We start from the raw sequence: 12,105 nt of genomic DNA, 5'->3' as shown, positions 1-12,105 counted from the left end.
TAGTGAGAGTTATCAATTGAAGAGGATCATATAACGCCATGCTATTACCTTGGCTCATTCTCCTGCCTTTTATTGGCGGTTTGTTGTGTTGGCAGAGCGAACGCTTTAGTCGAGCGTTACCTCGTTGGATAGCTGTGCTCTCCATGGTGCTAACTTTATTATTATCACTGATGATGTGGGGGCAGGGGCATTTTTCATTGGCCATGCCCCAGGGTATCCCACAATGGCAATCTGAGTTTATTTTGCCGTGGATTCCTCGATTCGGTATTTCGTTTCATTTCGCGTTGGATGGCTTATCACTGCTGATGGTGGTGTTAACGGCTTTTCTAGGCTTGCTTTCTATCGTGTGCTCTTGGAACGAAGTGGATAAGCGAGAAGGTCTTTTCCATCTAAATCTGTTGTGGATTGTCGGTGGTGTAATGGGGGTCTTCCTAGCGATCGATATGTTCCTATTCTTCTTCTTCTGGGAGATGATGCTGATTCCTATGTTCTTCTTGATCGCACTTTGGGGTCATAAAGGGTCGGATGAGCGTACACGAATTGCGACCGCGATTAAGTTTTTCATCTATACCCAGGTCAGCGGCTTGGTTATGTTGGTGGCAATCATTGGTCTGGTGTTTGTGCATTATCGTGCAACAGGGGTTTGGACCTTTGATTATAACCATCTGATTGGCACCAAGATGAGCAGTCCAGTGGCTTACCTGTTGATGCTTGGCTTCTTTGTTGCTTTTGCGGTGAAAATGCCTTTGATCCCATTGCACGGATGGTTAGCGGATGCTCATGCTCAGTCGCCTACTGCCGGCTCAGTAGATCTTGCTGGTTTGCTTCTGAAAACAGCGGCTTATGGCTTATTGCGCTTTGTGTTGCCATTTTTTCCACATGCTTCTGCCGAGTTTGCGCCGATTGCGATGTGGTTAGGGGTCATTAGTATTTTCTACGGAGCTTGGTTGGCCTTCTCTCAAACCGACATTAAGCGGTTGGTTGCATACAGCAGTGTGTCCCATATGGGGCTCGTTATGGTGGCCATCTACACTGGCAGCCAGCTTGCTTATCAAGGTGCGATTGTCATGATGATCGCTCATGGTTTGTCTGCTGCTGGTCTATTCATCCTTTGTGGTCAGCTCTACGAGCGTATAGGCACTCGAGACATGAGAGAGATGGGGGGCCTGTGGGGGCGTTTACGTTATTTGCCCGGCTTATCGATGTTTTTTGCGGTCGCCTCTCTGGGGATGCCGGGAACAGGTAACTTTGTAGGTGAGTTTATGATGTTATTTGGTAGTTATAAGGTTGTGCCTTTAATTACCATTATTTCGACGTTTGGTGTGGTGTTTGCGTCGATTTACTCTCTCGTCATGATTCATCGTGCATATTATGGTGAAGCGAAATCGGACGCGCCATTGGCAGTTATGTCGATAAGAGAGTTCTCAATGATTCTTTCTTTAGTGGTGTTGTTAGTGCTGTTGGGTATCTTTCCGCAAGGTGTGCTTGAGACGTCTCATGCTGCGATTGCCAATATTCAGCATTATTTTATGACGGCTTCATCTCTATCAATCACAGGTATATCAACCACAGGGCTGTAATTTTCCATGAGCATTAGTATTCAACAGCTGGCCGCTTTCTCGCCACTTTTGATCGTTGATCTATCGGTCATTGTGGTGATGCTTGCCATTGCTTGGCGACGTTGTCATAAAATGACGGCTGGTCTTAGTATAATTGGGCTTATTGCCGCGATCTTGTCATTGTTTTTTGTTTCCGGTGATATTCCGGCTCATCTTACGTCTCTGCTACAAGTAGATGGCTTTACCCTGTTCTATTCAGCTTTAGTACTGATAGCAGGACTCGCTACTTGTATCTTTGGCTATTCATGGTTGAAAGAGCATCAAGATAATAAAGATGAATTTTATTTATTGGTATTGATTTCAACTGGCGGGGCTATTTTGTTGGCTTGCGCAAATCATATTGCCACACTGTTCTTAGGCATTGAGCTGGTCTCTTTGCCATTGTTTGGTTTAGTTGGTTATGTTTTTCAGCAGAAGCCTTCGTTAGAAGCGTCGATAAAATATATGCTGCTATCTGCAGGAGCCTCGGCGTTTATGCTGTTTGGCATGGCGCTTTTATATGCTGACACGGGGACTTTGTCTTTTGCGGGTATTGCAAGCGGCTTAGGTCAAAGTATGGATCAGCAGCCTTTGCTGTTGGTGGGGATCGGTATGTTGCTAGTGGGGATTTGCTTTAAGCTGTCCTTGGCACCATTCCATTTATGGACACCCGATGTGTATCAAGGTGCGCCAGCTCCTGTTGCAACCTTCTTAGCAACCAGCAGTAAGATTGCGATTTTTGCTGTGTTGGTGCGCATCTTTATTGAAGCGCCTTTGATTGATTTGCCATCAGTGAAATTAGTTTTGAGTGTGATAGCAATTGCCTCGATTCTGTTTGGTAACTTTATGGCAGTTTCGCAAACGAATATTAAGCGTTTGTTGGGGTATTCTTCCATTGCACATTTGGGGTATTTGCTCATTGTGCTTGTGGCTATTAAAGACCGTCAATTGGCGATTGAAACAACGGGTGTATACTTGGTCGGCTATCTATTCGCGAGCTTGGGGAGCTTTGGAGCAGTGAGTTTACTGTCCAGCCCTAACAGAGGTCAGGATGTTGAAGAAATCTCTGACTACCGAGGTCTCTTTAAGCGTCGTCCACTTATTGCTGTGGTTATGAGTCTTATGATGTTGTCCTTAGCGGGTATTCCTATGACGCTTGGCTTCATTGGTAAGTTTTATGTTCTTGCTGTCGCGATGCAAGGCTCATTGTGGTGGTTAAGTGCCGCTGTTGTGGTGGGTAGTGCGATTGGTCTTTACTACTATTTGAGAGTGGCCGTCAGTGTTTTCTTACCTTCTCTTAATGGCCATGTTGCAGAGGTGGTTGAAACAAGTAGTTTGTCTATAAAAGCGGGTGCTTTGGTACTGCTTGTCTCTGCCGCTATTGTGGTTATCTTAGGGGTATATCCTCAACCATTAATTGACTGTGTTCAATTCGCTAAACCTTGGTAGTCTTGTTATTGGCTAGTGTGCATATTTTGTCGTTGCCAATACTCCAATAAAAATGGAAACAACAAAAAAGGCTCGTTGATGACGAGCCTTTTTTTTACGAGTGCGAATGTTATTTCTGTTCGCGAGAAATAGCACGATGACCAATGTCGGTGCGAAAGTAGACATTTTCCCAAGACAATGTATTCACCACTTCATAAGCCCCTGCTTGAGCGTCTGCAACGGTATCACCTAGAGAGACGGCACATAGTACACGGCCACCGTTGGTGACGGTTTGGCCATCTTGTATTGCTGTACCCGCTTGGAATACTTTCTGATGTGCTGGAAGAGGGGTGTTCAGACCAGAGATAGCATCGCCTTTTGCGTAATCGGCAGGGTAGCCGCCAGCCGCTAATACTACACCCAGACTAGCTCGAGGATCCCAATCGGCTTCAACGGTGTCCAGTTCGCCATTAATGGCCGCTAAACACATTTTCGCTAAGTCAGAGCGTAAACGCATCATAATTGGCTGTGTTTCAGGGTCACCAAAACGGCAGTTATATTCAAGCGTTTTAGGAGTGCCATCAGGGGCAATCATCACGCCAGCATATAAGAAGCCACGGTAGCGATTACCTTCTGCATTCATGCCTTTTACGGTTGGCATAATGACTTCATTCATAATGCGATCATGGATCTCAGGCGTCACCACTGGAGCAGGGGAATAGGCCCCCATACCACCTGTATTAGGGCCTTTATCACCGTTGTCACGGGCTTTATGGTCTTGGCTGCTGGCCATAGGGAGGACGCTTTCGCCATCCACCATACAGATAAAGCTGGCTTCTTCACCCACTAAGAACTCTTCGATGACAACGCGATTTCCTGCATCACCAAAGGAGTTGCCTTGTAACATGTCTTCCACTGCAGCAATGGCTTCGGCTTCAGTTTGCGCCAATATCACCCCTTTTCCAGCGGCTAGGCCATCTGCTTTGACAACGATTGGTGCACCTTGTTCTTTAATGTACGCGACAGCAGGCTCAATTTCTGTGAAGTTACCATAGGCTGCGGTTGGTATATTGTGACGAGCCAAAAAGTCTTTAGTGAAAGCTTTAGAGCCTTCTAGTTGAGCGGCGGCTGCGGTTGGTCCGAAAATAGACAGGCCTTCTTTTTCGAAGGCATCAACCACACCAATAACTAGAGGGGCTTCAGGGCCAACAATGGTTAGATCGATGTTTTCTTTTTTCGCAAATGCAACCAGTTCGGGGATGTCTGTCACACCAATATTAACATTTTCGACTTTGTCTTCTGTTGATGTGCCCGCATTACCTAGCGCCACAAACACGGTAGTGACGTCGTCTGATTGGGCGGTTTTCCATGCTAAAGCATGCTCGCGGCCACCGTTACCAATAATAAGAACCTTCATTATCTTATCCTTTATATTGTCAGTCAGAGGCGAATATTAGCCTCTGACTAGTCGTTCAATAGCGTTCTTTTAAAGTGACGTTTTATAATGATGTCTCTTTAGTGACGTCTCTTTAATGGCGGAAATGACGCATACCAGTAAAGACCATTGCCATGCCAGCTTCGTCTGCCGCAGCGATGACTTCTGCATCACGCATTGAACCACCTGGCTGAATGACAGCGTTAATGCCTGCTTGAGCCGCTGCATCAATACCATCACGGAATGGGAAAAAGGCATCAGAGGCCATCACAGAGCCAGCCACTTCTAAGTTTTCATCCGCTGCTTTAATGCCGGCAATTTTGGCACTGTAAACTCGGCTCATTTGTCCTGCGCCGACGCCGATGGTTTGTTCCGCTTTGGCATACACAATAGCATTGGATTTAACGAATTTTGCAACTTTCCAAGCAAACAATAAATCGTTTAATTCTGCTTCGCTAGGCTGGCGCTTAGAGACAATTTTAAGGTCATCAAGTGTGATGGTGCCATCGTCACGATCTTGAACCAACAAACCGCCGTTGACGCGCTTGTAATCAAGTGCGGCGGGTTTGTCATTCGACCATTGGCCACATTCAAGCAAACGTACATTTTGTTTCGCCGCCACGACTTCTGCTGCTTCTTTGCTTACGCTTGGAGCGATGATCACTTCAACAAACTGACGATCGACAATGGCTTGGGCTGTTTGCGCATCCAACTCTTGGTTGAAAGCGATGATGCCACCGAATGCGGAGGTTGGATCTGTCTGGAAAGCTAATTCATAAGCGTCCAACTGGTTGCTAGCGGTTGCTACGCCGCAAGGGTTGGCGTGTTTAACAATCACACAAGCGGGCTTGTCAAAGCTCTTAACACACTCAAGGGCCGCATCCGTGTCGGCGATATTGTTGTAAGATAAGGCCTTGCCTTGAAGTTGCTTCGCGGTGCTGATAGAGGCTTCTTTGGGGCTTGCTTCAACATAAAACGCGGCTTTTTGATGTGGGTTTTCGCCGTAACGCATTTCTTCTTGCTTGTTGAATTGTAAGTTGAAGGTGCGTGCGAAATCTTCACTGCCGCCACTGACTTTTTTACCAAGGAAATTAGCAATCGCTCCATCGTAGTGAGCGGTATGTTCGAACGCTTTTACCGCAAGATCAAAACGTTGTTCGTAAGTTAGGCCACCATCTTCTTTCAATGAGGTCAGAATCTCCTCGTAGTGAGTAGGAGAGACGACAATGGCAACATCTTTATGGTTTTTTGCTGCGGAACGAACCATGGTAGGTCCACCGATATCGATGTTTTCGATGGCCATTGGCAAATCGCAATCAGGGCGTTCAATAGTGGCTTCAAATGGGTAAAGATTCACCACCACCATATCGATTTCGTCGATACCATGTTCTTTCATGATGGCGCTGTCCATATCGCGACGACCAAGAATGCCACCATGCACTTTTGGATGTAACGTCTTGACTCGGCCATCCATCATTTCAGGGAAGCCTGTGTAATCGGATACTTCAGTCGCTTTGACATCATTATCAAGTAGTAGGCGGTAAGTACCACCCGTTGATAAAATCTCAACGCCTTGGGCGGTTAATTCACGAGCGAAATCGACAATGCCTGTTTTGTCGGAAACACTGATTAACGCGCGCTTGATTGGAGTAACTGTGTTGTGATTTGCCATCATGGTTCTCGCAATTGGTTTTTACTAATTAAACAAGTGAGGGGACGATCTAAACAAAAAAAGGGCGAAAATCGCCCTTTTAAAATTTTACTATAACATACCGTATTGTTTCAGTTTCTTGCGCAACGTCCCTCGGTTTAATCCTAGGATGGTTGACGCTTTAGTCTGATTGTCTTTAGTGTAGCTCATGACAGACTCGAGCAGAGGTGCCTCAACCTCGGCTAAGACTAACTGGTATAAGTCAGTCACTGGCTGCCCATCAAGATGAGCGAAGTAGTTTTGCAGGGCTTTTTCAACATTATCACGCAGTGTTTGTGATTGTTCCGAAGAAGCGGCTTGAAACGTTTGAGTATGAGTTTGTTCTACCACAGAATGACCTTCTAGTTTAAAGCTAACCGTTTATTAATACATTGTTATGATAGATCAATAAGCCCATGGCTGCTGATCTTCATAACGCTACATTAAGTACGAGGTTCGTTTGTCATATGACAAACAAAGAATTCGTTCAATTGATCGAGCTGTTCGCGCGTATTATCTATACGGTTAAATTGGCTACGAAATTGTGTTTTGTCCGCTAACGTTTGTAAATACCAACCAACATGCTTGCGAGCAATGCGCACACCAAGGTAATCACCATAAAACTCGTGCAAGGCTTTCACATGGTTGGTAACAAGTTGTTGCACATCATTAAGAGAAGGAGGTGCTAACAGCTCATTGGTCTGTAAATAGTGATTTATCTCGTTGAAAATCCATGGTCTTCCTTGAGCTGCACGACCTATCATGATGCCATCTGCTTGAGTGTAATCCTTAACAAATTTAGCGGATTTTGCATCAGTAATATCGCCATTGGCAAATACAGGGATAGACAGATGTTGCTTGATTTCAGCTATCGTATCGTATTCGGCATGACCCTGAAATTTACATTCTCGGGTACGTCCATGAATGGCTAGGGCTTGGATGCCAATATCTTGCGCCATTTTTGCCACGGCTAGACCATTCTTCTGATCTTTGCTCCAGCCTGTTCTAATTTTTAATGTAACAGGAACGTGAACACTATTTACAACCGACTCTAGTATCTCTCGAACAAGTGATTCGTCTTTAAGTAATGCTGAGCCAGCGGCTTTATTGCATACTTTTTTAGCAGGGCAGCCCATATTGATATCAATGATTTGCGCGCCTAACTCAACATTTTGTTGAGCCGCTTGAGCCATCATTTCTGGGTCGCCACCCGCTATTTGAATAGACCTCGGAGAAACTTCATCATCATGAATAAGACGATGACGACTCTTATTTGAGCCCCATAAACGAACATCGGAAGTGACCATTTCTGACACAACCAATCCGGCACCTTGCTGGTGGCATAGACGGCGAAATGGCAAATCTGTTACGCCTGCCATAGGGGCAAGAATAACGGGTTTGTCAACGCGATATGGGCCAATAGCAAATGCCATATTGTTCCTGAATACTAAATCGAATGTTAAAGATCGGCGACACCGTCGAGCGGGCGTGAATAATACCTAGTCGATAGGGATTTTTGAAGTCTTGACAGAGAAAAAATTGACTAAATTTTGTGCTTATTTCACATCTGAAGCAAAATAAGCACAAAACTAATAGGAGCGGGTGTCTGCTGGGAAAATTCTCAGCTGATGGGTAACTGCTCTATCGCCGGGATCTTGTATAGGGATAACAATGTGGATAGGGGTCTTAGGTGGCATATAAGTGATGTCTAGGAAATCTTTATCAAGGTAATTATGGGGGGCAAAGAGTCGAGCTGCGACTGGGGCTCCATTGAGGTCAAAAAACTCTAAGGCTAGTTTGGGCATAGGTTGAGCGTATCGGCTGTTATTAGTCATGATTGCATTAACAAGCAAGGCGTCAGGCTGGTTTGGGTGGCTTTGTATCCGAACGTGTTCAATGCTGATAGCTTTGATATTTTCAAACGAAGGGAGTGTGCAACCTGAATAGGCGCAAAGGGTGCGATAAAAGCCTCGGAAGGTTTCAGAGCGGCTACCTTGTTCAAAAAAAGTGGATGTCATTTGTGCAATTAATAACATCAGTCCAAGGAAGCAGCCCAGCGTCCAAATCCAGGTTTTGGCTGTTTTTTTCTTATCTACCTGCTCGGTATAATAATCGCCCATTAATGGGTCTGTGGTGCCGTAAGCGCCGATGGTATTGAGGGTGTAACTAGGTGTTGTCTCTCCTGCAGGTGAGCTTTCAGCGACGTTTTGCGCTAATGAATGCAGGGCTTGCATATAATCTGGTTCTGGCTGGTTGGGCTGCGAGTTAATACGGCTGTCTATTTTGTCTATGAGGTCACTTTGTTGTAAGTTTTTAAGCGTTCCTTCCTTTTTAGGGGGGAGGGTACTCGTACTAGAAGGTTTGGTACGAATGGCTTGTTCGACTTCTGCCAGCTCTCTTTCCCAAGGGGCTAAGTCTTTTTCCGCATGTTCTGATAACTTGGGGGAAGCTTGTTTTTGCTCCGATACAGTCGCTTGAATATCGGGGTTATCTTGCTTAACTTGTGCTGGTTTTTTAGTCGCGTTGGTAGATTTTGTATCGGCCGATCTGTGAGTGTCTGTTGTTGGCTGTGGTGATTGGTGTGAAAAACGAAAGTCTTCGGATGAGCCGGGAGCCAGATCATCTTCTGTAAACAAGGTTTGTAGCCATTCTGGGTTAACGGGTTCCTCATCTGCAGAGGTAAAGAGCATTGTGCTACTTTTGGGTGATTCAGGAGGGTTTTTAGGTGCAGGTTTTGGGGAGCTTGATGCTTCTGTCTCAGAAAGCCTGTTTTCTTGAGGTGTTTGGTGAGTGTTTTTTTTTGCCGCGTCAATATGTTGTTTGGCATCGAAAATATGGAAGCACTGACCACAACGTACCTTGCCTTTAGCCATGCTCAATACGTCATTGTTCACACGAAATGCAGTGGAACATTTTGGACAACGAGTGATGAAGCTTTCGGTCATTAGAGGGCAGCCTTCCAGTAATCGATTTCTAGGGTAAATGTCAATATTCGCTTAAAAAATCAAATTTTACAATGTGATAGACATTGTGAGCAGATTTTTATTCGGGGTTTTTGGTGCCCACGATACGAACCCATTCATCCTGCTCGACAACAGACTCAATGGTAAACCAATCTTGGTACGCCAGAATGACTTCTTCGGCTTGATTGACCAAAATGCCAGATAGGGCAAGTTGTCCGCCAGCTATAACTAACGCCGAAATGGTGGTTGCCAATTGAGCTAGCGGTCCGGCCAGAATGTTGGCGACTACAATGTCTGCTTGTAGGTCTGATTCATATGGCGGCAATTTTACCTCGATTCGGTTTGAGTCAATTTGATTACGCTCAGCATTTGCTTGTGTTGCTTGCACAGCTTGAGGATCTATGTCGATGCCAACCATTTTATTGGCTCCAAGTAATAGGCCTGCAATACCAAGGATGCCAGAGCCGCAGCCGTAATCGATGATGGTTTTGTTTTGACAATCAATTGAGTCTAGCCATTGTAAGCATAGTGCGGTGGTTGGATGGGTGCCAGTGCCAAAGGCTAAGCCAGGATCCAGCATCAATGTCACTGCATTTTCGTCAGGTACGTCTCGCCAGCTTGGGCAAACCCAAAGACGTTTGCCAAATTGGATAGGATGATAGCTGTCCATCCACTCTCGTTCCCAATCTTTGTCTTCGACTATCTCTATTTTTATATCGATGTCGGTTTCGCCAAGCGACTCTGCTTTGTGCTCAATTGCAGGGCGAATGTGGCCAATATCTGCATCGGCTTCAAAAAGGCCTGTAACTTTGGTGTGTTTCCAAAGGGGAGTGGTGTTAAGGTCAGGTTCATATACGGGGTCATCATGGACATCTTCGAACGTGACAACCATGGCGCCGCAATCTAGAAGGGTGTCTTCAAAGCTAGGAACATGATCAGGGGTAGTGTGTAGACGTATTTGAAGCCAAGGCATAAAAAGCAATCCGAATAAAACAAATCAGTGAATAGGATAACGAAGCACGAAGGGGGACGCGAGAAGAAAATGACGGCCCTTAATGATTTTAATCACTAAGGGCCGATTAAGAGAGAATCTCTTTGCCTTTTATAGGCCGAGCTTTTTCTCTAGATAATGAATATTAACGCCGCCAGCAATAAAATTGAGGTCTTCCGTTAATTCTTTTTGCATGGAGATATTGCTCTTAATGCCGTCGATAAAGGTTTCATCAAGAGCACCAGACAGACGCTTAAGCGCTTCTGTACGAGTAGGGCCATGGCAGATGATTTTCGCGATCATGGAGTCGTAAGTCGGTGGCACAGAGTAACCACTGTACAAGTGCGAGTCGACGCGAACACCCATACCACCAGGAGCATGGAAGTAGTTGACTTTTCCAGGGCTTGGCATAAAGGTTTTTGGGTCTTCTGCGTTGATTCGAGCCTCGACAGCGTGGCCATTAAGCTTGATGTCTTCTTGTTTCAAAGACAACGGTAGACCGCTTGCGATGCGCAGTTGCTCTTTTACGATGTCAACGCCCGTCACCATTTCCGTAACAGGATGCTCTACCTGAACACGAGTGTTCATTTCGATGAAGTAGAAGTTTCCGTCTTCGTATAAAAACTCAAAGGTACCTGCGCCGCGATAATTGATCTTAATACAAGCATCAACACAAGCTTGTAAGCATGCCTGACGAGAGGCTTCGTCGAGCATAGGAGCTGGTGCTTCTTCAATGACTTTTTGGTGGCGTCGTTGCAAAGAGCAATCACGGTCAAATAAATGCACCGCGTTACCTTGTCCGTCAGCGAGGACTTGCACCTCAACGTGGCGAGGGTTTTGTAGGAATTTTTCCATATAAACCGTACTATCACCGAAGTAAGAGCCTGCTTCAGACTGTGTAACACTGATTGACTTAAGTAGGCTGCCTTCGTTGTGAACAACGCGCATACCACGACCACCACCACCCGCAGCGGCTTTAATGATAACGGGGAAGCCTATTTCGCGAGCAATGCGAAGACATTCATCTGGATCGTGAGGAACGGGGCCGTTCGATCCTGGGACCGTGGGGACACCTGCTTCTTTCATCGCTTTAATCGCAGATACTTTATCGCCCATCAGACGAATGGTTTCTGCTCTTGGACCGATGAAAGCAAATCCAGAACGTTCTACCTGTTCTGCGAAGTCTGCGTTCTCAGCAAGGAAACCGTATCCGGGGTGAATACCGGAAGTATCCGTTAATTCCGCTGCACTAATAATCGCAGGCACATTCAAGTAACTGCCTGTGGAAGGGTTGGGTCCGATACAGATAGACTCGTCTGCTAAGCGAACATGAAGTAAGTCGCGGTCGATTTTAGAGTGAACCGCAACGGTTTTGATGCCGAGTTCTTTACACGCGCGTAAAATACGCAACGCGATTTCGCCTCGGTTTGCAATCAATACCTTATCTAGCATGATGAAACCTATTGCTGTGGATTAAACGATGGTAACAAGTGGTTGATCAAATTCAACGGGCTCGCCGTCTTCAACAAGAATGGCGCCGATAGTACCGGATTTGTCCGCTTCGATCTGGTTCATCATTTTCATCGCTTCTACGATACAGATGGTATCGCCTGCATTGACTTGTTGGCCAACTTCAACGAAAGGCTTTGCGCCAGGTGCTGAAGATTTGTAGTAAGTACCAACCATTGGAGAGTTAACGGTGTGGCCTGAAATAGTGGCCGCCGCCTCAGGGGCTGCAGAAGACGCTGCTGGAGCCGATGCTGGAGCTTGTTGAACAGGGGCACTGGCCATCATTTGTGGAGCCATTTGAACTGGAGCACCGCCACGACTGATACGAACTGCTTCTTCGCCTTCTTTGATTTCGATCTCATAGACATTTGATTCTTCTAAAAGCTCGATTAGTTTTTTAATTTTGCGAATATCCATTGTTACTCTCTTCTGTCGGTGTTTATTGTTTAGCGCTTTTGGTAAAGGCTAATCATTAAGAATCTGGCATGCTC

10 protein-coding genes are annotated in these 12,105 nt (G+C 45.8%); 2 read left to right on the top strand and 8 right to left on the bottom strand.

Annotated features, from left to right (window positions below):
- Positions 1 to 38 precede the first annotated feature (38 nt).
- A complete protein-coding gene (nuoM, locus tag MSP8886_RS09755; RefSeq protein WP_067015674.1) occupies positions 39 to 1,580 on the top strand; it encodes an NADH-quinone oxidoreductase subunit M in 1,542 nt (513 codons plus the stop codon).
- Between the two features lie 6 nt (positions 1,581 to 1,586).
- Positions 1,587 to 3,047 (top strand): NADH-quinone oxidoreductase subunit NuoN, encoded by a 1,461-nt coding sequence (nuoN, locus tag MSP8886_RS09750; RefSeq protein WP_067015670.1) that lies wholly within the window; start codon positions 1,587 to 1,589, stop codon positions 3,045 to 3,047.
- A 109-nt stretch (positions 3,048 to 3,156) separates the two neighbouring features.
- Here nuoN and purD read toward each other — a convergent pair whose 3' ends face one another.
- The 8 genes from purD to accB form a co-directional block, all read right to left on the bottom strand.
- Complete coding sequence (gene purD / locus MSP8886_RS09745) at positions 3,157 to 4,443, bottom strand: phosphoribosylamine--glycine ligase (protein ID WP_067015667.1); 1,287 nt, start codon at positions 4,441 to 4,443, stop codon at positions 3,157 to 3,159.
- 112 nt (positions 4,444 to 4,555) lie between these two features.
- Entirely contained in the window at positions 4,556 to 6,133 is a 1,578-nt protein-coding gene (gene purH / locus MSP8886_RS09740) for a bifunctional phosphoribosylaminoimidazolecarboxamide formyltransferase/IMP cyclohydrolase (RefSeq protein ID WP_067015859.1), read from the bottom strand.
- A gap of 90 nt (positions 6,134 to 6,223) precedes the next feature.
- Entirely contained in the window at positions 6,224 to 6,502 is a 279-nt protein-coding gene (gene fis, locus MSP8886_RS09735; protein WP_067015664.1) for a DNA-binding transcriptional regulator Fis, read from the bottom strand.
- A 92-nt stretch (positions 6,503 to 6,594) separates the two neighbouring features.
- A complete protein-coding gene (gene dusB, locus MSP8886_RS09730; protein ID WP_067015662.1) occupies positions 6,595 to 7,584 on the bottom strand; it encodes a tRNA dihydrouridine synthase DusB in 990 nt (329 codons plus the stop codon).
- A 156-nt stretch (positions 7,585 to 7,740) separates the two neighbouring features.
- Entirely contained in the window at positions 7,741 to 9,096 is a 1,356-nt protein-coding gene (locus tag MSP8886_RS09725) for a DUF3426 domain-containing protein (RefSeq protein ID WP_067015659.1), read from the bottom strand.
- A 97-nt stretch (positions 9,097 to 9,193) separates the two neighbouring features.
- Positions 9,194 to 10,087, bottom strand: a complete 894-nt coding sequence (gene prmA / locus MSP8886_RS09720) for a 50S ribosomal protein L11 methyltransferase (RefSeq protein ID WP_067015656.1) — start codon at positions 10,085 to 10,087, stop codon at positions 9,194 to 9,196.
- Positions 10,088 to 10,216: 129 nt separating this feature from the next.
- Entirely contained in the window at positions 10,217 to 11,557 is a 1,341-nt protein-coding gene (gene accC, locus MSP8886_RS09715; protein ID WP_067015654.1) for an acetyl-CoA carboxylase biotin carboxylase subunit, read from the bottom strand.
- 21 nt (positions 11,558 to 11,578) lie between these two features.
- Positions 11,579 to 12,031 carry an acetyl-CoA carboxylase biotin carboxyl carrier protein gene (accB, locus tag MSP8886_RS09710; RefSeq protein ID WP_067015651.1) on the bottom strand — a complete coding sequence of 151 codons (453 nt, stop codon included), beginning with the start codon at positions 12,029 to 12,031 and terminating at the stop codon, positions 11,579 to 11,581.
- Positions 12,032 to 12,105: the final 74 nt, after the last annotated feature.

It is taken from the genome of Marinomonas spartinae, from assembly GCF_900089775.1.
GTDB lineage: Bacteria > Pseudomonadota > Gammaproteobacteria > Pseudomonadales > Marinomonadaceae > Marinomonas > Marinomonas spartinae.
This window is presented reverse-complemented; position numbering and strand designations above follow the sequence as displayed.

Coding starts and splice junctions, on each gene's coding strand:
- nuoN (WP_067015670.1), top strand. CDS start 1,587: ATGAGCATTAGTATTCAACAGCTGGCCGCTTTCTCGCCACTTTTGATC.
- accC (WP_067015654.1), bottom strand. CDS start 11,557: ATGCTAGATAAGGTATTGATTGCAAACCGAGGCGAAATCGCGTTGCGT.
- purD (WP_067015667.1), bottom strand. CDS start 4,443: ATGAAGGTTCTTATTATTGGTAACGGTGGCCGCGAGCATGCTTTAGCA.
- dusB (WP_067015662.1), bottom strand. CDS start 7,584: ATGGCATTTGCTATTGGCCCATATCGCGTTGACAAACCCGTTATTCTT.
- MSP8886_RS09725 (WP_067015659.1), bottom strand. CDS start 9,096: ATGACCGAAAGCTTCATCACTCGTTGTCCAAAATGTTCCACTGCATTT.
- nuoM (WP_067015674.1), top strand. CDS start 39: ATGCTATTACCTTGGCTCATTCTCCTGCCTTTTATTGGCGGTTTGTTG.
- prmA (WP_067015656.1), bottom strand. CDS start 10,087: ATGCCTTGGCTTCAAATACGTCTACACACTACCCCTGATCATGTTCCT.
- purH (WP_067015859.1), bottom strand. CDS start 6,133: ATGGCAAATCACAACACAGTTACTCCAATCAAGCGCGCGTTAATCAGT.
- accB (WP_067015651.1), bottom strand. CDS start 12,031: ATGGATATTCGCAAAATTAAAAAACTAATCGAGCTTTTAGAAGAATCA.